We start from the raw sequence: 19,176 nt of genomic DNA, 5'->3' as shown, positions 1-19,176 counted from the left end.
GGCGACAGCGCAACCGACGTCCCCGCCGCCGTCGAAGCCCTCTACGCGCGAGCGGATCCAGAACGATTGCGCCAGCTCGCCACCGAACAGCGCCGCTTGGCCTCCCTGCGCCGGGCAGCAGACTGGGCGGGGGTCGATCATGGATCCTGACGAACGTGACTCAGTCGCAACGCAGTTCGGCGTGTCCAACGAACAAGTTGAGCGCGACCACCTCATTTCCCACGTCCTCGCGTTCCTCAGCCGTGAGTTCAGCGACCGCCTCCACTTCATCGGCGGCACCGCCCTGGCCCGCACCCACCTCCCCGACGGACGGCTAAGTGAGGACATCGATCTCATCGCCATCGGCCGCCGCGCGGACGTGGCACGAGAACTCGACCGCGCACTTCCGCGCGCAGTAGCACGAAGCCACGGAAGGCTGGCCGTGGAACCCGCCCTGGGCGACGCCCGAGACACGATCCCTGTTCTCTTGCGGCCGGACGACGGACGCCCAGTCCGGCTCCAATTGCTATCGCCACACGACCGCGTCGTTTGGCCCACGGAGCGCCGCGAACTCGTTCAACGCTATGCGGATGCTCCTGCCGCTGAATTGCTCGTGCCCACACTCCCCGCCTTCGCTGCCTCAAAGACCGCGACGTGGACGGACCGGCACGCACCCCGCGACCTCTGGGATCTGTGGGCGCTGAACCGACTCGGCGCGATCGACGCGAACGCCGCCGCGCTGTTTCGGCGGTACGGACCCACCAACAGACCACCGGCCCTGTACATGTTTGACCGCGCCCCGACGGACGCTCAGTGGCAGGCGCAACTCGCTGGACAGACCCGCCTCACCGTTACGGCAGCCGAAGCGCTCTCCGCTCGTACGCGGGGCGTGGCGGCAGGCCGTACAACCTGCGAAGACCGTCATAAACGGTGAATAAACGTTGAGTTCAAGATTTTGATCTTGAAAAACACCGTCTGAAGTGGGGCGGGCGGGGCTCGAACCCGCGACCAATGGATTATGAGTCCACGGCTCTAACCGACTGAGCTACCGCCCCTCGATGCGATGATCGCGGCACTCATGCTCGCACATCGCGATCCGCCCGAGCATCCGCGGCACCCCACCTCCGGTACCGCCGTCATCGCCCATAGGCCACCACAATATGGCACCTCCCGCGCTGGGCTGTAATGACAGATATTGCACGGCGGCGCAGGCAGCGCGGAAACGGGCTACCCGCCCACTAGGCTGGCGCCCGTGATCCGTTTCCTGCTGCGCACCGCGATCTTCCTGGGGTCCTCAGCGATCGGCCTGCTTGTCGCGGCGTGGCTGGTACCCGGCTTCACCGTCAGGCCTGCGGGGTTCATCACCGCGGTCGTCATCTTCACCGTCGCACAGGCCATCCTGTCGCCCTTCTTCCTGAAGATGGCCAGCCGTTACGCATCGGCGTTCCTCGGCGGCGTCGGGCTGGTCTCGACGCTGGCCGCGCTGATCCTGGCCTCGATCTTCACCCGCGGACTGAGCATCACCGGCATCGGATCCTGGGTGGGCGCCACGGTGGTCGTGTGGCTCGTCACCGCGCTGGCCACGGTCCTGCTTCCGTTGGTGGTCTTCAAGAAGAAGGCCACCAACGCCTAGCCGACGCAGCGGGTTGCAGGTTCACCCGCGCCGATGAGCGAAGTCGGGGCGCCGGCGTAGATTGCCGTTGAGGCCTCGACGGAAATTGGTGCGCTGTGGTCACGGTCGCTGGGCATGCGGTGGTGTTGGGTGCGAGCATGGCCGGACTTCTCGCGGCGCAGGCGCTGTCGGGCTTCTACGAAACAGTGACGATTGTCGAACGCGACGCATTGCCCGCCGCACCTGCCAACCGCCGCGGAGTGCCCCAGGGCCGACAGGTCCATGTGTTGCTGCCGCGCGGCGCGCTGGCATTCGACGAGCTGCTTCCCGGGCTGCTCGAAGAGCTCGTCGGCGGTGGCGCCCCCTGCCTCGACGGCAGCGACATGACACTGCTCCACTACGATCTGGCGGGCCACCGGATGGTCAACACCGGTTCCGTCGAGTCGTTCTGCGCCTACCTCGCCACCAGGCCGTTCCTGGAGCATCACGTCCGCCGCCGTGTCCGCGCCACCGCGAACGTGTCCATGCTCGACTGCCACGACGTCGTCGACGTGATCTCCACGACGGACCGCCGCCGGGTCATCGGGGCGCGGACGGTGGATCGGCGCACCCACGGCGAACACGAGCTGACCGCCGCCCTCGTCGTCGATGCCACCGGCCGCGGGTCGCGCACCCAGATCTGGCTCGACGACCTGGGCTACGACCGTCCCGCCGAGGACCACGTCGTGATGCACCTGAGCTATGGCACCCAGCTATTGCGGATGCCGCCGGATGCGCTGCACGAGATGGTCTTCGTCGTCGGCCCCGTGCCGGGCAGGCCAACGGGACTCGCGTTGCAGCGCTGCGAAGATGACACGTGGGTGTTCGCCACGTTCGGGATGGCAGGCCACGAGCCGGCCGACGATCTTGCCGGAATGCGGGAAAGCGCCACGGCTTTCGCCCCCGCGCACCTGCTGGCAGCCATCCGGGCGGCCGAGCCGATCGGACAGGTCGCGCGATACCGGATGCCGTCGAGCCAGTGGCGACGCTACGACAGGTTGCGACGATTTCCGGACGGACTGCTCGTCATCGGGGACGGGATCTGCAGCGTCAACCCGATCTACGCGCAAGGCATGACAGTGGCCGCGCTGGAAGCTCTGGCGTTACGGGACTGCCTGTCCGACGGGACCAACCGGCTGGCGCAACGCTTCTTCAAGGCCGCTGCCAAACCCATCCGTCAGGCCTGGCAGCTGGCTACCGGCAGCGATCTGGCGCTCCCCGAGATCGGAGGCAGGCAGCCCCTGCCGATGCGGCTCCTCAACGGCTACGTCGACCGGGTCCTCACCGCCGCCGAGCACGACACCGTCGCGCGAAATCAGTTTCTGCGGGTGACGGCACTGATCGACCCGACCGCCCGGCTGGTACGGCCCGAAATGCTGCGCCGCGCCGCCACGGCCAACCGCCGGCAATAGCGGGCGAACTACTGCGCCTGGCTCACCGAGGACATGTGGAAGTCGGGAATCCGCAGCGACGGCATCGCCGCCCTGGTCGCCCAGTCACCCCACTCCCGGGGCAGCGTCACCTCGCAAACCCCGGCCTCGGCGGTTCGCCGCAGCAGATCCAACGGTGATTCGTTGAACCGGAAGTTGTTCACCGCCGCCGTCACCTCACCGCCTTCGACCAGGTAGACCCCGTCACGCGTGAGCCCGGTCAGCAGCAGCACCGTCGGGTCCACCTCGCGGATGTACCACAGCGTGGTCAACAGCAGGCCTCTTTCGGTGCCGGCGATCATGTCCGACAGGCTGCCCGCACCACCCGTCATCAACAGATTGTCGGCGGGCACCGCGACGGGCTGACCGAACTCGGCGGCCGCGGCCCGCGGATACGCCAGTGTGTTGATCACGCCGTCGTTGATCCAATCCAGCCGGTGCAGCTCCATCCCGTTGTCGAATACCGACATCCGCTCCGACGAGCTGGGCACCGCGACGAACGGCATGCACTGCAGCGGCCTGACCGTCGGATCGGAGTACAAGGTCAGCGGCAGCTCGGTGAGTCGCTCTCCCACCCGGGTGCCGCCGGGCCCGGCCAGCGCCGTGCGCCCTTCCTGCGCACCGCGGCCGTCCATCGTCCACGCCAGGTAGATCATCATGTCCGCCACCGCCGACGGCGGCAGGATCGTCTCGTAACGTCCGGCCGGCAGCTGCACGGTCCGCGCCGCCCAGCCCAGCCGCGTCGAGAGTTCGTCGAGCATGGAATCGATGGGCACATCGACATAGTCGGGTGTGCTGATCCCCACCCAGGCGCTCGCCCCGTCGCGTTTGGCGTTGATCTCCACCGACCCGGTCGGCTGGGTGTAGCGCCTGCGCACACCACCGGAGGTCGCCACGAACGTCGTCTCCACGACATGCCTGGCGTAGCCGTAAAGCTGATCGGTGCCGCGAAAGCCGCGCGCCAGCCCGTCGGCAATCCGCGAGAACACCCTCGCCCGAGTCACCGGAACCGGCGCATCCCAATCGTCCGGCACGTCGGTGGCAGGCAGCTGTTCGGCGCTGTCGCGGGCCTGCGGCGCCCCCTGCGCGGCGGCCTGCGACGCCGCCACCAGATCCGGGATGCGCGCCGGGTCCACCTCGCTGGACTGGATCGACCCGACGTGTGCCCGATCCCCTTTGCGCACAACCGATATGACGGTGGTGCTGCGACTGACCGACTCGCCATTGGTGGTCATCGAGTTGCCCGCCCACCGCAGCGACGCGTCGGCGCGGTCGGTGACCAGAACCATCGTTTCGTCGGCACCACCCGCGCGCTCGGCCTCCGCCAGCGCCGTGTCGATGACCTGCTGCGCCCCGATCATCGGCCCCTCCTTCCCCCGGCGATTTCGGCGCGCTTTCCGTCGCTTAGCGCACGAAAGCGCGCCGCCACCCTCCTCGCGGGTGTTCAGCACATTGATCCCCCGAAACAGCGCCGAGGGACATCCATGGCTGACCGCGGCCACCTGACCGGGCTGGGCCTTGCCGCAGTTGAACGCGCCGCCGAGCCGCCAGGTCGACGGTCCGCCAACGGCTTCCAGCGCACCCCAGAAATCGGTGGTCGTCGCCTGATAGGCCACATCGCGCAGCTGGCCGTCCAGCTTGCCGTCACGGATCCGGAAGAACCGCTGGCCGGTGAACTGGAAGTTGTACCGCTGCATGTCAATTGACCACGATTTGTCGCCGACCACGTAGATGCCGTCCGCCACCCGTGAGATGAGATCCTCGGTGCTCACCTCGTCGGCACCGGGTGACAGGGACACATTGGCCATCCGCTGGATCGGGACATGGTGCGGCGAGTCGGCATACGAACAGCCGTTGGACCGCGCGACACCGAGTCGCGGCGCGAACACCCGGTCGAGCTGATAGCCGACGAAGATCCCGTCCCGCACCAGGTCCCAGCGCTGGGCGCGCACCCCTTCGTCATCGAAACCGACTGTAGCCAGACCGAATTCGACGGTACGGTCGGCGGTCACGTTCATCACCGGCGAGCCGTAGCGCATGACGCCGAGTTTGTTGGGCGTCGCGAACGACGTGCCCGCGTAGGCGGCCTCGTAGCCGATCGCCCGGTCGTATTCGGTGGCGTGGCCGATGGATTCGTGGATCGTCAGCCACAGGTTGGTGGGATCGATCACCAGATCCGTCGGCCCCGCGGACACGCTGGGCGCCTTGACCTTCTCCGCGAGCAGCGAGGGCAGCTCGGCAAGCTCACCCGACCAGTCCCACACCTCGTCGCCGGCCACCGCCTCCCAGCCCCGCGCGGTGGGCGGCGCCAGGGTGCGCATGGTGTCGAAGGTTCCCGCGGCGGCATCCACGGTCACCGCCTCCAGCGTCGGCTGCACCCGCACCCGCTGCTGGGTGATCGACGTACCGAACGTGTCGGCATAGAACGTGTGCTCCTTGGCCGCGTGCAGGCTCGCCGATACGTGGTCGACCCCGTCGGCGGCGAGCAGCCTGCCCGAGTACTCGCCCAGCACGGCGATCTTGTCCGCCGCCGTCACGGCGAAGGGATCGATCCGGTAGTCCGAGACCCAGCTGACGTCGGAGTAGACGGGCTCGGCGGCCAGCTCGATGCGCTCGCCGTTGAGCGGCGCGAGCGTCGTCGCCACCCGCACCGCGCGCTGCGCGGTCTCGGCGGCCACCGTCGGGTCCAGCTCGGCGTGCGAGGCGAATCCCCACGTTCCGTCCACGATGACCCGTACCGCCAGGCCGATCTCGCGGGTGACGACGGACGTCTCCAGCGCGCCGTCGCGCAGCTGCACGATCTCGGTGGTCACACCGTGAATGCGCAGGTCAGCGTACTCGGCGCCGGCCTTCACGGCCGCCGACAGCGCCGCGTCGGCGAGTTGGTGCCGCGGCAGGGCCAGGAACTCCGCGTCGACGCGGCGGAGACCGCGCAACGGGGGCCCTGGCGGCGCAGTCGGTGATGTGGGCTCTGTCACGGGTCATACCGTAGCGGCAGGACCCTCCCGGCGGCGCTCGTGTCGGGTGCGTTTCGATACGGTCTACAGGGGCCGTTCAGTGCAGCCCGTAGGGCATGGCCCGCTCCAAGACGACGGCCTGCACAGTTCCGTCCGGCAGCGCGTAGGTGCGCCGGTCGCCGGTGGCCGCCCCGCTGATCGCCCTGCCCAGCGGGCAATCCACTGAATAGACCTCGATGCCGCCGTAGTCCGCGCCGCCCGTGCCGAGCAGGAACGTCTCGGAGTCGGCGGTGCCCTCGTACCGCACGGTCACCACCATGCCGGGCTCGTCGATGCCGCCGTTGGGCGGCTCTTCCCCGATCACGGCGTTCATCAACATGTCGTGAATCTGCTGAATGCGGCCCTGCTGGGCGCGCCGCACGGCGACGGCGGTGCTGTCCGCAGACGCCTCGTCGGCGGGATCCGCGCTGTCCTTGCGCAGCTGGGCCAGCTCACGGCGCAGCCGGTCATGCGCGTCGGGGGTGAGCCAGACACGGTGCGCAGTGGTCATATCGGGCTCCTGACTCGAGGGGATTGCCGTCAGGGGCGGGTCCTACTGGAAACGCCGCCCCTGACGACGGGAGGAAAGCGGTGTGCGCCTTCGGCGCGGCGGGCTATCCCGCCGATGCCGCCATCATGGCCGGTTCCGGGATGCCGCGACTGGGGGCTTCCGACAATGCAGCCTCAGCCGATTGTGTGATTTCTACACGCGTGGATCCGGTAAGGCGGCCAGCTCGATCATCATCGCCAGTCGTTTGCGGGCGTCGTCCAGCTCCATCGACGTGATCTCGGCCATTCGGCGCAGCCGGTTACGCACCGTGTTTTCATGCACGCCGAGGGCCTCGCCGGCGCGCGCGGGTTCACCCTGCGCCTCCAGCCAGGCCCTCAGCGTCGCGACGTACGCGGTGCCGTGCTCGCGGTCGTGGCGCATCAGGTCGGCCACCGGCCCACGCTTCGGCGTCCGCCCCGACACGGATGCCGCGCGCAGCCGGCGCAGCAGAACGGCGTCCCAGGCTTCGTCGTAGGCGGGCACGACATCGGGCTGTCCCGACTCGTGCAGCGCCAGGCACTCGTCGGCCTCCCGGCGGGCCGCAGACAGCTCGCCGGCGTCGGCGACCCCGCTGATTCCCGCGAAGACGATCACCTCCGCAGGCAAGGACCGATGCAGCTCGGTCACCCAGCGACGCGCCGCGTCGGCCCCGCCGCCGGGCAGCACGGTGTAGACGGCGTTGTCCGCCAAGGCACTTCGGCCGGGTCGCGACCACCCGAAGCCGGCCGTCGCCGCGTCGAATGCCAACATCGGGGCGGTGTGCCGGTCGCCCGGCAGCCGCGCGTGCAGCGCGATCACCCGCAGCGGTCCGTTCGGCAGCCCCAACCTGCTGGCCAGCGTGGCCGCGTCCGCTGAACCGTCGAGCAGCCGCAGCACCGCGTCGGACTCCACCTGACGTTCCAGATCGGCGCTGGCGCGTGACCGCAGCAGATGCAGCGAGACCGTTCGCCCGCCGTCGCTGAGCGCAGCCCGGCGCGCTCCGCGCAGCGGCGCCGGGCAGCTCACCCACACCGAGCCGAGCAGCTCGCGCCCGACGCGGGCGGCGACGACCATCCGGCCGCCGACGCCGTTCCCGGGATCGGCCGGGATGAACAGCGGTTCGGCCGACGTCTCCAGGTGCGAGAAGACACCGGCGCCCTCGAACACCGCGCGCAAACGATCGGGGATCTGCCTGTTGAGGATCGTCTCGGCGCGCGCAGGGTCGTCGTCGGCCTGCATCCGCGAGTAGGCCAGCACCTGCGAGCGGCGATCGTCGATGACGATCGCCGCACCGATCGCGCCGGCCAGGCTGTCGGCCAGGGCGAACAGGTCCGTGGGTCCACGGCCCGACTCGGTTTCGCGTCCCTCCAGCACGAGGCCGTACACCACGGCGGCCAGCTCACTCCACGGCACGGAGCGATCCAACGACAGCACGGCGACGGCCCCGACATCCCCGACGAACGGCTCGTCCCCTGCACGCACCAGCACCGCGACCGCCCGCGCAGCCGTCGCCCACCGCAGCGCCTGCGTGACGGTGTCGGCGCCGATCGCCAGCAGCACATCGCCCGTCGCGGTGCCCGTCGCCTCGGGCACCGCCACACTGCGCAGTTCGGCCGACCGGGGCACCGATCCCAGCCGGGACCGGACGCCATAACCGCCCAACACGTTCACCAGACGGTCCAGGCTGATCACTACCGAAGCCTAACGAGCTGTTAAATGGCACCATGGCGGGCCGGCGGGGACGGGATACCACGCTCGGCTACGCGTTGTTGGCGCCCAGCCTGTTCGGGGTGGTCGCCTTCCTGGTGTTGCCCATGCTGGTGGTGCTGTGGCTGAGCCTGCAGCGCTGGGACCTGCTCGGCCCCATCGAGTATGTGGGGCTGCGCAATTGGCGGGCTGTGCTCACCGACGGGTCATTCGCCACCTCGCTGGTGGTGACGCTGCTGTTCATCGCGCTGGTCGTGCCCGTACAGACCGTCCTCGGCCTCGCGGCGGGCGCGATGCTCTCCCGCGGCCTGCCCGGCACCGGGTTCTTCCGCACCGTCTACGTGCTGCCGTGGATCTGTGCGCCGCTGGCGATCGCGGTGCTGTGGCGCTGGATCCTGGCACCCACCGACGGCGTCGTGAGCACCGTGCTGGGCCACCGCATCGAATGGCTGACCGACCCCACGTGGGCTCTTCCCGTCGTGTCGGCGGTGGTGATCTGGACCAATGTCGGCTACGTGACGCTGTTCTTCCTGGCCGGCATCCTGGCCATCCCCGAGGACATCAACCGCGCGGCCCGCATCGACGGCGCCACCACCTGGCAGCGGTTCTGGCGGATCACCCTGCCGATGCTGCGACCGACGACGTTTTTTGTCCTGGTCACCGGAATCATCAGCGCCGCACAGGTTTTCGACACCGTGTACGCGCTGACCGCGGGTGGGCCGCAGGGCCGCACCGACCTGGTGGCCCACCGCGTCTACGCCGAGGCGTTCGGCGCCGCTGCCGTCGGCAGGGCGGCGGTGATGGCGGTGATCCTGTTCGTCCTGCTGGTCGGCGTGACCATTGTGCAGCACCTCTACTTCCGACGACGGATCTCCTATGACGTCGTCTAACCGCATCCTGTCGGGGGTGCTGATCTACCCGATGCTGGCGCTGGGCGCGCTGATCACGCTGGCACCGTTCGCCCTTGGGTTGCTGACGTCGTTCACCTCGGCGCAGCAGTTCAACACCGGCACACCGCTATCGCTGCCGCGGCCGCCGACGCTGGAGAACTACGCCAGCCTGGGCGACGCCGGGTTCGGCCGGGCGATCGTGGTGACGGCGCTGATGGCGGCGGTCATCCTGCTGGGCCAGCTGACGTTCTCGGTCCTCGCCGCCTACGCCTTCGCCCGGCTGGAGTTCCCTGGGCGCGATGCGCTGTTCTGGATCTACCTCGCGACGCTGATGGTTCCCGCGACGGTGACCGTGGTGCCGCTGTATCTGATGATGGCCGAAGCCGGGCTGCGCAACACCTTCTGGGCGCTGGTGCTGCCGTTCATGTTCGGCTCGCCCTACGCGATCTTCCTGCTGCGGGAGCACTTTCGCGCCATCCCGGCCGAGCTCATCAACGCGGCCCGCATCGACGGGGCCAACACCCTGGACATCATCGTGCACGTGGTGGTGCCGTCCAGCCGCGCGATCCTGGTCACGCTCGGACTGATCACCGTTGTGTCGCAATGGAACAACTTCCTGTGGCCGCTGGTCATCACCAGCGGCGACAAGTGGCAGGTGCTGACGGTGGCGACCGCGGGTCTGCAGTCGCGCTACGACGCGCAGTGGACGGTCGTGATGGCCGCGACGACGGTGGCGATCGTCCCGCTGATCGTGCTGTTCATCGCCTTCAGCCGCCACATCGTCCGCTCGATCGTCGTCACAGGCCTCAAATGAGTTCCCCCGACGCCGAAATAGCGTTGGCGGTTGTGATTCGGCCCGATTCACAGCCATGGCTTCTCACTCGGTGCCGGGGTCAGACATGAGGCCCCGCTTCTCGACGCTGGTGGCCACCGCCCTGGCCCTGACGATGGCCGTGCTGCTGGTCTCGGCCATGCTGCTGGGCCGCTCGACCGAACCCGGCGACGGCACCACGGTCGTCACCGTGCGGCTGTGGGATGAGCAGGTCGCCGCGGCCTACCGGGAATCCTTCGCCGAGTTCCACCGCGAGAACCCCGACGTCGACGTGCGAGTGGGCGTGGTGGCGTACTCGACGTATTTCGACACCTTGCGCACCGATGTAGCCGGGGGCAGCGCCGACGACATCTTCTGGCTGTCCAGCGCCTACTTCGCGGGATACGCCGACTCCGGCCGCCTGATGGATATCCGGCAGGCGCTGGGGCCGGCCGCGCTACGGGACTGGGAGCCCTCGGTGGTCAACCAGTTCACCCGCGACGGCACGCTGTGGGCGGTCCCGCAGCTCACCGACGCCGGAATCGCGGTGTACTTCAACGCCGATCTGCTCGACGCCGCAGGCGTCCCGCTGAGCGAGCTGATGTCGCTGCGCTGGTCGACCGGTCCCGACGACACGCTGCGGCCGCTGCTGGCCCGGCTCACCGTCGACGCCGACGGAAACACCGCAGGATCACCGGGTTTCGACGCCGGACGGATACGGCAGTGGGGCTACAACGCCGCCAACGACCTGCAGGGTATCTACCTGAACTACATCGGCTCGGCGGGCGGCGTCTTCACCGTCGACGACCGGTTCGCCTTCGACAACCCCAACGCGGTGCAGGCCTTCGACTACCTGGTGGGCTTGATCAACGACGACCACGTGGCCCCGCCGGCGTCGGACACCAACACCAACGGCGACTTCTCCCGCAACCAGTTCCTCGCCGGGCGGATGGCTCTGTTCCAGTCCGGCACCTACAACCTGGCCGCGATCGCCGACCAGGCCCGCTTCCGCTGGGGTGTGGCGATGCTGCCCAGCGGACCCGAGGGCCGCGTCAGCGTGACCAACGGGATCGCCGCGGCGGGCAACGCCGCCACCCGCCATCCCGATGCGGTGCGCCGGGTGCTGGCCTGGATGGGCGGCAAGCGGGGCAACGAGTTCGTCGGTGCGCACGGTTCCGCCATCCCCGCCGTGCTGACCGCGCAGCCGGTCTACTTCGACCACTGGGCCGCCCGGGGAGTCGACGTGAGCCCGTTCTTCCGGGTGCTCAACGGCCCGCGCATCGCGGCGCCCGGCGGTCCCGGCTTCGCCGCCGGCTACCAGGCACTCGCCCCGTACTTCGACGAGATGTTCCTCGGCCGCCGCGACGTGGCGGGCACCCTGGCCGACGCCCAGTGGGCGGCCAACAGCGCCGCCGACCGCTAGTGCCGGGCTCGCGCGCTGGTCCCCCACACCGTCAGCTCCAACGCCAGCGCCGCACCGCACACCGCGATCACCACCGCGAAAGCCGCCCAGTCGATCGCCTTGGGCCGCGAGGGTGCCGCCGAGATCTGCCCGGCGCCGCCGCGGGCGGTGATTGCGTCGCCCATCTCGTCGGCCCGGCGCAGCGCCACGGTGATGGCGGCCGCCAGCAGGTCGACCAGTTCGATCATCCAGCGCCGTCCGCGCACCCGGCGGCTGCGCAGATGCGGCGGCTGGGGACGCAGCCTGCGGGCCGCGTAGAGCGTGCGGAACTCGTCGATGAGCATCGGGAAGGCGCGCAACGCCAGCGCGATGGTCACCGCCCAGTCGTCGACCGGGATACGAAAGAACCGCAGCGGGCGGCCCAACGTCGCCACCGCGGGCGCCACGTCGGCGACGTTGGTGGTCCACGACACCATCGCGCCCAGCCCGATCAGCACGATCGACAACGCGGTGATCCGCAGGAAGTTCAGCAACCCACCCAGGCCCACGTCGAACGATCCGACGCTGACGACGGGGCTGCCGCCGGCGAATGCCGCGGTCAGGGCCCCGAGCGCCAAAAGGATCCACAGGAACAGCGGGATAGTCGGCAGCACACCGCGCGGTATCCGCGCCATCCGGGCGGCGACCAGCACCAGCACCGCGACGAACCCGATCGGCACCCAGCCCGGATAGAACGTCAGCAGCACGCCGATGGCCGCCACAACGAGCAGCTTCGTGCCGGCCCACAGGTCGTGGATTACCGTCCTGCCTGGCACCGGGCGCAGGAGCACGATCGATTTGCGCTGCTTGCGGGCCCGCCCAGGGGCCGGACGCGCCGTCACGACAGGCCCCCCGCCTTCGTCGGGGCCGACGCGAGCACCCCGCCGTGCAGGTGCAGCGTGCGCGGGCACAGCTCCTCGAGGCCGTGGAAGTCGTGGGAGATGACGACAACCGTCAACCCGTTGTTGCGGCGCAACTCCTCGAGCAGCCGCAGCAGCCCGCGCTGGCTGGCGGCGTCCAGCCCGGCCAGTGGCTCGTCGAGGATCAGCGCCCGCGGCGAGCGGGCGAGCAATCCGGCCAGCACCACCCGGCGCATCTGACCGCCGCTGAGCTGGTCGATGCGCCGTGCACCCAGCGCGGGGTCGAGTCCCACCATCGTCAGGGCCTGCGCCACCCGGGCGCGGTCGCGCACCGAGAACCCGGCCGCCGCGGCCACCTCCACGTCGACACGGCTGCGCATGAGCTGCAGCCGGGCCGCCTGGAAGGAGATGGCCACCGCGCCGATCTGGTCCGAGACCGGCTTTCCGTCCAGCAGGCAGCTGCCGACGGTCGGCACGGTCAGGCCGGCCATGATCCAGGCGAGCGTCGATTTACCCGAGCCGTTCAGGCCGTGGATCAGCACCCCGTCACCCTCGCGGACGGTGAAGGTGATGTCGCGCAGCGCGGTCTTGGCCCACGGCGTCCCGCTGCCGTATTCGTGGCCGACGCCGACGAGTTCGAGCACCGGCTCGCCGCCGTGGTGCCCGGTCGGCATGGTGGCGGCGGGCGCCGCGGCCGTCTCCACCATGTCGGTGTTGTCCCCGGTGCCGGTCAGGTTGACGGTGCGGTCGGCCGAGGCGGCCTCGTCGTTGTAATGCGTGATGTGCACCAGCGACATGTCGTGGTGCTGAGTCAGGCCGGACAGCACCGCCATCAGCCCGTCGCGACCGTCCTGGTCGACCATGCTGGTCACCTCGTCGGCGATGAGCAGCGACGGCTCCCTGGCCAACGCGCCGGCCACCGCGAGGCGCTGCAACTCACCGCCGGACAACCCCCCGGTGTCACGTTCGGCCATGCCGTCGAGCCCGACCTCGCCGAGCAGCCGGTTGACATCGGTGGTCTTACCCGGCGGAAGGCCCCACACCACGTCGTCGGCCACCCGCGTCCCGAGCACCTGACTTTCGGGGTGCTGCATGATCACCGCGGTTCCGCCGAGCCGGCCCAGGCCCACCGCGCCGGGCCGCTCGACGCTGCCCGAGGTGGGTTTGCGGCCCACCAACACCAGCATCAGGGTGGTCTTGCCCGACCCGTTGGCGCCGGTCACGGCGATGTGTTCGCCGGGCTCGACGTCCAGCGTCACCGGGCCGAGCGCGTCGTGATCGGCGCCGGGATAGCGGAACCGAACATCGCGCAGCCGGGTGGGCACCGGCGCGATGGGCGGCTCCACACCCGATCCGGGGACCACGTCGAGTTTGTGGACATCGGGGACGCCGGCCAACCGGTTGAGCACCCGCGATAGCGCCCACCAGCCGATCAGCGACACGACCACGATCGCGAACATCCCATAGCCCAGGATCAGCCACTGCCAGTACGACAGCGCGGTGGCGAAGAACGTCTTGAGGTCGTCGGCGGCGGGGCGGAACTCGGGCACCCGGGACAGCACCGCGGCCACGCCGTTCACGTTGGCCGTCATGGAGTCGAAGATGAGATGGCGCAGCCGCGACAGGATCGTCAGGGCCAGCACCGCGGCACCACCGAACAGCGCCCCTGCGACGACGGCGGCGGCCAGTACGGTCGGGGTGCCGCGTCGGCGGCGTTTGACGATGCCGGTCAGCCCGCCGATGTAGGCGCAGTTGAGGACAGTCAAGAATCCGCCCATACCGGCGATCAGGAAGGCGATCATGGCACCCGCCACGGTTGCTGCGACCAGCACCTTCAGCCGATAGCGATAGGCCAGCAAACCCATCGGAACCGTGCCGAGCAGCGAAAGCCCCGCGGCGAACGGCACCACCACCGCGACGATAGCGGTGGCAGCGCACAGCGCGGCCATCACCGACGCCTGAGCCAGCTCACCGGGGGCCAGCGAGCCCGCTCGTCGAGGCTGGCTCGCCGGCCGGGTCGCGGTCATTTCACGATTCTGCCAGCCCTGGCCGACGCAACCTGGATACGCCCTGTGAGAGGTGCCACCCGTCGTGCGTTTGATGTACATAGAGGCTCTATGTAACTATGGTTTCATGCCCCCATCCGCACCCAAGACCGTCTCCGGCACCGTGGGCCGCCAGCTGGGGTCGGATCTGCTGACCGTGGTGGCACGCCTCAACCGGCTGGCCAACCAGCGCATTCGACTACCGGTGCCGTGGGCACAGGCTCGGTTGCTGTCGACGATCGATGATCACGGCGAGGCCCGCATATCCGATCTGGCTGCCCTCGATCACTGCTCCCAGCCGACCATGACGACGCAGGTGCGCAGGCTCGAGGACGCGGGCCTGGTGTCGCGCACCACCGATCCCGTCGACGCCCGCGCCGTGCTCATCCGCATCACCGACGACGGCAAGAGGGTCCTCGCCGACGCCAGACGCGACCGGGCCGAGGCAATCGATCCGTGGCTCGAGCGCCTCGGCGCCGAGGACCGCGAAACTCTCAGCGATGCGGTGGACGTCATCCGGCGGCTCCTACGCGACGTCGCCGAGAACTCCACCTTCGACAGGTAGGAGTAGTTCCCCGAAGTAGCGCCAACCCAAGGCGGTATGGGCCGTGGCAGCCTCAGCTGACGGAGCCGATGTCGTTGCATGGCAACTGCTGCAGCCCAGGCTAAGCGACCGTGGTGCCGACGAGCAGGCCCACGGCATAGGTGGCGGCGATCGCGACGGCGCCCAGCGTCAGCTGGCGCATACCGGCGACCCAGATCGGCTTTCGGGTGAACCGCGCCGCGACGGCGCCGGCGATCAGCAGGCCGACGCCACCGAACGCCAAACCGGCCCACAGTGATTCGTAGCCCAGCAGGTACGGGATCAGCGGGATGATCGCCCCGATCGCGAACATCGCGAACGACGATCCCGCGGCCACCCACGGCGACGGCTTGTCCTCCGGATGCACCCCGAGTTCCTGCACCAGGTGAAAGGTCACCGCACGGTTCTCATCGCGGTGGATCTCGTCGGCGGCAGTGGTCGCGGTCTCGGCGGTCAGGCCGATCTGCACCAGCGTCTCGACCAGCTCGGCCCGTTCGGCCCGCGGATCCTTGAGGAAGGAACGACGTTCGACGCGCACCTCCGAATCGATCTGCTCGTTGGCCGTGATGACCGACGTGTACTCGCCGAGTGCCATCGAGAACGCCCCGGCGAGCAGTCCCGCCACGCCGCTGAGCACCACGGTCTGCGCGCCGGCCGTTGCGGCGACACCTGCGATGAGCGCGGTGTTACTGACCAATCCGTCCATGGCGCCGAAGGTGGCCGCGCGCAGCCAGCCTCCGGTGACGTTGGCGTGCCGGTGGTCGACGACGTGCGGCATACCGACGGGTGGTGGCCCCTCCGACTCGGTCATGGCATCGATTCAAACGCAACGATCGGCGAGCGGCTCACTAAGGTCGCACTACGTTTGCGAACTCACAGTTTCCGTGACCGCCCGCGAGGTTACTGTCAAGTATGATCACCACCGCGGAGCACTTACGGAACGCGCTCGACGGCCGCTGGCGCGACACCAAGAACCGCGTGCGGGAAAAGCTGGCGCAGCCGGTGTTCCGCCCGCACTACACACCCAACACGGTCATCGCCCGGACCAAGGTGGGCCAACAGCTGAAGATCATGGCCGCCGCGGGGGCCGCCGAGGACGGCTTCCGCAAGGAACACGGCGGCAACGGCGACGTGGGCGCGGCGATCACCCAGATCGAGATGCTGGCCATGTCGGATCTGTCCCTCATGGTCAAAGCCGGTGTGCAATGGGGCCTGTTCGGCGGCGCCATCGAAAACCTCGGCACCGAACGGCATCACAAGGCCTACGTCCGGCGGATCATCGATCTCGACCTGTTGGGATGCTTCGCGATGACGGAGACCGGACACGGAAGCGACGTGCAATCGCTGGAGACCACCGCCACCTACGACGCCGCGACGCAGGAGTTCGTCATCGACTCTCCCACCCGCACATCGCGTAAGGACTACATCGGCGGCGCCGCCCAAACTGCCACCGTAGCAGCCGTTTTCGCACAGCTGATTACCAGCGAGGACGGGAAGCCGGTCAACCACGGTGTGCACTGCTTGGTGGTGCCGATCCGCGACGACGCCGGTAACGACCTGCCCGGCGTCACCACGTCGGACTGCCATTACAAGGGCGGACTGCCCGGAGTGGACAACGGACGCATCCAGTTCGACCACGTCCGGGTTCCCCGGGAGAACCTGCTCAACAAGTACGCCGACGTGGCGGTGGACGGCACCTACTCGTCGCCCATCGACAACCCCAGCCGCCGATTCTTCACCATGCTGGGCACACTGGTGCGCGGCCGGGTCACCGTCGGCGGCAGCGCGGCTGCGGCAGCCCGGGTGGCGCTGGACATCGCAACCCGGTATGCGTTGCAGCGCAAGCAGTTCAGTGCACCCGACGACAAGGGCGAGGTGGTCATCATGGACTACCTGTCTCACCAGCGCAGGCTGCTGCCGCTGATCGCACGGTCCTATGCGCTGCAGTTCGCGCAGAACGAGCTGGTGGCCAAATGCCATGAGCTGCAGACCTCCGACAACCCCGACCCCGAGGAGCAACGCGAGCTGGAGTCCCGCGCGGCGGGGCTCAAGGCGGCCAACACCTGGCACGCCAGCCGTGCCATCCAGGAGGCGCGGGAGGCATGCGGCGGCGCGGGATACCTGGCCGAGAACCGGTTGATCGCGCTGCGCGCCGACACCGACGTGTTCACCACCTTCGAGGGCGACAACCACGTCCTGACCCAGCTGGTGGCCAAGGAACTGCTCACCGCCTACGCCGACGACGTGCGGGGCATGAGCCCGGTGGAGTGGGTCCGGTTCGCGGCCAATGCGGTTGGCGATCGGGTGATGAAACGCACCGCGGCTGAGACGATCATGCAGACGATCCTCGACTCCCGACAGGACAACGAGGAGGAGGGCAGCCTGTTCAACCGCGGCACCCAGGTCGCGATGTTCGAGGACCGCGAACGGTACATGCTGAGCACCGTCGCGCGCCGGCTGCAGGGCAAGGCCAAGGAGATGCCGGCGTTCGACGCCTTCAACGCCGTACAGGACCACGTGTTGCACGTCGCCACGGCACACATCGACCGGGTGGTGCTGGAGGCGTTCGTCGCCGGGATCGCCTCCTGCGAGGACGAGCAGGCCCGCAAGATCCTCAACCTGGTGTGCGACCTGTACGCGCTGTCGGTGATCGAGGAGGACAAAGCCTGGTTCATCGAACACCGGTACCTGTCCACCGAACGCGCCAAGGCCGTGACCCGCGGCATCAACGAGCGCTGCCGCACGCTTCGGCCCCACGCTGAGACGCTGGTCGACGGCTTCGGCATCCCCGAGAAGCTGCGGTACGCCGAGATGCTGCATCCGGAGAAGATCCTCGACACCTGAGCGGGGCCGCACGAAGCTAGGACACCCCGCAACAGCGCCGCGATGCCTCTCCTACGCTGTCGGATGTCGTTCCGTCCGATGAAGGAGAAGCCGATGGCGTGGTTCCTCGCGCTGCAAGGGCCGCCCAGCAAGGTCGGCCAGTCCCTGGTGTATGAACTGCACGAGTCGGCCGACCATCAGCAGATCGCCCAGGACATGAGTGCCGCCGCGACCATCGACCGCGTGGTGGCCATTCCCGCGATCGTCGCAAACCGTCGACACCAGGTGACCACCATCTACGTGCGGCCCGCCGCCTGGGGCGTGTGGGCGTTCTATGAGATGAGCGAGGCCGAGCGGCGCGAGATGATGGCCGCCAACCCGCTGATCAACGCGATCGCCCAGGCCGCCAAACAGCAACAACAGGCCAAGAGGCCGGCAGGCGGATAAGCCCCGCGCGCCCGGTGCACCGTCGGCTCAGCGATCCTGTTGGGGACGATCCTATTGGGGCACAAGGACTTCGGGACGCGCCAGCCGCAACACCATCCGCACGTACAGAATTCGGCCGCGCACCAGGCCTTCTGAGTCGATACTGACCGGATGGTGTCGACACCGGATCCGCTGCCAACTGCCGAAACCCTCGATGAGGTCATCGAATCGATCGATGTGATCGTCCGCTGGTCGATCGCCGCATCGAGCCGCCTCGGGTACTTCGCGGCGCTCTACAAGCGGATCACCAAGGCCGTGAAGGTGGCCGTCGAGCAGGGGGCGTTCGAGGACCCGGCACGGATGGAGCGCTTCGACGTCGCTTTCGCGAACCGCTATTTCGACGCCGTGAACGGACACTTCCACCCGGGCCGGTATCCCAGGCCGACGCACTCGTGGCAGATCACGTTCGACGCGGCGGCCCGCAGGGAACCGATCATCGTGCAGCACCTGCTCGGCGGCGTTAACGCCCATATAGGTCTGGATCTGGGCGTCGCCGCGCAGGCCATCGCCCCTGATGCGCAACTACCTTCGCTACAAGAGGATTTCAACCGCATCAACGCGGTGCTGGCCAGCCAGGTCACCGGCATCGTCGAGAAGATCAACGAGTTGTCACCCGTGCTGGCCCAGCTCTATGCCGTTCTGCAGGATAACGAGATCAACCTCATAGCCCAAACGCTGATTTCGTTTCGCGACAGCGCCTGGCGGTTCGCCACGCTGCTGGCGATGCAGCCGAAGATCCTGCGGCCGGCGACCATTCTGGCGCGCGACCTGCACATCGCCCAGCAGGGGCTCGCGATGTATGACCCACCGCCACCGCTGGACGGGATCGTCGCCGCCATTGCAGCGCGGGAGAGCCGCGAGGTGGCGCACAACGTCGACGCGCTGGACCAGATCGCCAGGACACTTGCCCCGATCGAGACGACCTTGTGACCCTCGCACCGGTCG

General features: G+C 68.7%; 16 protein-coding genes and 1 tRNA gene. 10 read left to right on the top strand and 7 right to left on the bottom strand.

The genetic code is table 11. From position 1 onward, the window contains the following. The first annotated feature begins 139 nt into the window (after positions 1-139). Complete coding sequence (locus tag ADBZ6K_RS24070) at positions 140-913, top strand: nucleotidyl transferase AbiEii/AbiGii toxin family protein (RefSeq protein WP_526351428.1); 774 nt, start codon at positions 140-142, stop codon at positions 911-913. Between the two features lie 47 nt (positions 914-960). On the opposite strand, the gene ADBZ6K_RS24065 is transcribed toward ADBZ6K_RS24070, so the two are convergent. Then, positions 961-1,034: transfer RNA gene (locus tag ADBZ6K_RS24065), tRNA-Ile, on the bottom strand. 197 nt (positions 1,035-1,231) lie between these two features. On the opposite strand from ADBZ6K_RS24065, the gene ADBZ6K_RS24060 reads away from it, so the two are divergent. Further along, positions 1,232-1,612 carry a phage holin family protein gene (locus ADBZ6K_RS24060; RefSeq protein ID WP_526351426.1) on the top strand — a complete coding sequence of 127 codons (381 nt, stop codon included), beginning with the start codon at positions 1,232-1,234 and terminating at the stop codon, positions 1,610-1,612. A 137-nt stretch (positions 1,613-1,749) separates the two neighbouring features. Next, entirely contained in the window at positions 1,750-3,042 is a 1,293-nt protein-coding gene (locus ADBZ6K_RS24055; RefSeq protein ID WP_526351424.1) for an FAD-dependent monooxygenase family protein, read from the top strand. A gap of 8 nt (positions 3,043-3,050) precedes the next feature. Here ADBZ6K_RS24055 and ADBZ6K_RS24050 read toward each other — a convergent pair whose 3' ends face one another. The 3 genes from ADBZ6K_RS24050 to ADBZ6K_RS24040 form a co-directional block, all read right to left on the bottom strand. Then, positions 3,051-5,996: a metallopeptidase TldD-related protein gene (locus ADBZ6K_RS24050; RefSeq protein ID WP_526351434.1), complete on the bottom strand. Its 2,946-nt coding sequence runs from the start codon at positions 5,994-5,996 to the stop codon at positions 3,051-3,053. 118 nt (positions 5,997-6,114) lie between these two features. Beyond that, positions 6,115-6,567, bottom strand: coding sequence for a GreA/GreB family elongation factor (locus ADBZ6K_RS24045; protein WP_526351422.1), 453 nt, complete (start codon positions 6,565-6,567; stop codon positions 6,115-6,117). A gap of 192 nt (positions 6,568-6,759) precedes the next feature. After that, positions 6,760-8,277 carry a PucR family transcriptional regulator gene (locus ADBZ6K_RS24040; RefSeq protein ID WP_526351420.1) on the bottom strand — a complete coding sequence of 506 codons (1,518 nt, stop codon included), beginning with the start codon at positions 8,275-8,277 and terminating at the stop codon, positions 6,760-6,762. 32 nt (positions 8,278-8,309) lie between these two features. On the opposite strand from ADBZ6K_RS24040, the gene ADBZ6K_RS24035 reads away from it, so the two are divergent. From ADBZ6K_RS24035 to ADBZ6K_RS24025, 3 genes are all read left to right on the top strand, one after another. Then, positions 8,310-9,182, top strand: coding sequence for a carbohydrate ABC transporter permease (locus ADBZ6K_RS24035; RefSeq protein ID WP_526351418.1), 873 nt, complete (start codon positions 8,310-8,312; stop codon positions 9,180-9,182). Next, positions 9,169-9,996 carry a carbohydrate ABC transporter permease gene (locus ADBZ6K_RS24030; protein ID WP_526351416.1) on the top strand — a complete coding sequence of 276 codons (828 nt, stop codon included), beginning with the start codon at positions 9,169-9,171 and terminating at the stop codon, positions 9,994-9,996. The genes ADBZ6K_RS24035 and ADBZ6K_RS24030 overlap by 14 nt, the downstream gene beginning before the upstream one ends. 85 nt (positions 9,997-10,081) lie before the next feature. Beyond that, positions 10,082-11,416, top strand: a complete 1,335-nt coding sequence (locus ADBZ6K_RS24025) for an ABC transporter substrate-binding protein (protein WP_526351414.1) — start codon at positions 10,082-10,084, stop codon at positions 11,414-11,416. Here ADBZ6K_RS24025 and ADBZ6K_RS24020 read toward each other — a convergent pair. Together ADBZ6K_RS24020 and ADBZ6K_RS24015 are read right to left on the bottom strand one after the other, a co-directional pair. Next, on the bottom strand, positions 11,413-12,276 hold the full coding sequence (locus tag ADBZ6K_RS24020; RefSeq protein ID WP_526351412.1) for an energy-coupling factor transporter transmembrane component T family protein: 864 nt from the start codon (positions 12,274-12,276) through the stop codon (positions 11,413-11,415). The genes ADBZ6K_RS24025 and ADBZ6K_RS24020 overlap by 4 nt on opposite strands. After that, positions 12,273-14,321, bottom strand: a complete 2,049-nt coding sequence (locus ADBZ6K_RS24015; RefSeq protein WP_526351409.1) for an ABC transporter ATP-binding protein — start codon at positions 14,319-14,321, stop codon at positions 12,273-12,275. The genes ADBZ6K_RS24020 and ADBZ6K_RS24015 overlap by 4 nt, the downstream gene beginning before the upstream one ends. A gap of 106 nt (positions 14,322-14,427) precedes the next feature. Between ADBZ6K_RS24015 and ADBZ6K_RS24010 the strand changes: the two genes are divergently transcribed. Then, a complete protein-coding gene (locus tag ADBZ6K_RS24010) occupies positions 14,428-14,904 on the top strand; it encodes a MarR family winged helix-turn-helix transcriptional regulator (protein WP_526351407.1) in 477 nt (158 codons plus the stop codon). Between the two features lie 100 nt (positions 14,905-15,004). Here ADBZ6K_RS24010 and ADBZ6K_RS24005 read toward each other — a convergent pair whose 3' ends face one another. Continuing rightward, entirely contained in the window at positions 15,005-15,733 is a 729-nt protein-coding gene (locus ADBZ6K_RS24005) for a VIT1/CCC1 transporter family protein (protein ID WP_526351405.1), read from the bottom strand. Positions 15,734-15,834: 101 nt separating this feature from the next. Between ADBZ6K_RS24005 and ADBZ6K_RS24000 the strand changes: the two genes are divergently transcribed. The 3 genes from ADBZ6K_RS24000 (at position 15,835) to ADBZ6K_RS23990 (ending at position 19,161) form a co-directional block, all read left to right on the top strand. After that, on the top strand, positions 15,835-17,766 hold the full coding sequence (locus ADBZ6K_RS24000; RefSeq protein WP_526351403.1) for an acyl-CoA dehydrogenase family protein: 1,932 nt from the start codon (positions 15,835-15,837) through the stop codon (positions 17,764-17,766). Positions 17,767-17,829: 63 nt separating this feature from the next. Further along, complete coding sequence (locus ADBZ6K_RS23995) at positions 17,830-18,192, top strand: hypothetical protein (RefSeq protein WP_526351401.1); 363 nt, start codon at positions 17,830-17,832, stop codon at positions 18,190-18,192. A gap of 150 nt (positions 18,193-18,342) precedes the next feature. Continuing rightward, positions 18,343-19,161, top strand: a complete 819-nt coding sequence (locus tag ADBZ6K_RS23990) for a DUF5995 family protein (protein WP_526351399.1) — start codon at positions 18,343-18,345, stop codon at positions 19,159-19,161. The last annotated feature ends 15 nt before the right edge of the window (positions 19,162-19,176 follow it).

Origin of the sequence: Mycobacterium sp. (genome assembly GCF_044223235.1) — a bacterium.
GTDB lineage: Bacteria > Actinomycetota > Actinomycetes > Mycobacteriales > Mycobacteriaceae > Mycobacterium.
The sequence above is the reverse complement of the archived record's forward strand: the minus strand, read 5'-3'. Positions and strand labels throughout refer to the sequence as shown.